Source organism: Prevotella sp. P3-122 (genome assembly GCF_002251365.1).
In the GTDB taxonomy this organism is placed as follows: Bacteria; Bacteroidota; Bacteroidia; order Bacteroidales; family Bacteroidaceae; genus Prevotella.
This window is the reverse complement of record NZ_NPJH01000088.1, coordinates 1-693: the sequence shown is the minus strand read 5'-3', so window position 1 is coordinate 693 and position 693 is coordinate 1. Positions and strand designations below refer to the sequence as shown.

1 protein-coding gene is annotated in these 693 nt (G+C 30.7%); it reads right to left on the bottom strand.

The annotated features are described in order from the left end of the window. The coding region (locus tag CIL02_RS14450) for an acyltransferase family protein (protein ID WP_141210262.1) at positions 1–630 on the bottom strand (630 nt) is incomplete at its 3' end. Between the last annotated feature and the right edge of the window lie 63 nt (positions 631–693).

Here is a 693-nt window from a genome sequence, read left to right as displayed (position 1 = left end):
TTGCCATCTTGTATTGAATAGAAGTAGATTAATATTTCTTATCGCCAACAAGCCTCCTAAACTGAAAAACAGCAAAGAGACTGGATTTACAATAAAATTTCCTCCTATAAAATACCATATGCCTATTACTACGAAAAACAAATAAGTTACCTTTTTTAATAAGTAATACAGAGCAGGGGAAATAACAACCAAAATAATCAAATCTCGTATGTACCATAGTGGTAAATCTATTGGCATATAATCAAAAAAGGTTTTGTTAATGACACCCCATAAAGATGTATCCCCATAATTAATCCAACATATAGAATGCTTTACATACTTAAGGAAATCAAGCATCAACGTTATTAAATTCCAAATTACATAAGGAAGTAACAATGTTTTTGCTCTCTTCTTAATCTTGTCCCTATACCACTTGGATATCGTTCTGCCTTCAACATTCATAAAGAACAAATATCCAGATATTATAAAGAAGGCTGGAACGACAAAACTTAACAACGGGTGAGAGATAAAGTCTCTCAAATGATAATAACTTCCATTAATATCTCCGACACTATGAATAAATACTACCAAAACAGCCAGAGGAAACCGAGACAGCATTATCACATCGGAAATTTTCTTGTATATTTTCACTTTAAATTTTATTTAGAACGTTTTTAATAATCGTATTTAGTTGTTTCCTTTCACGTTTATTAA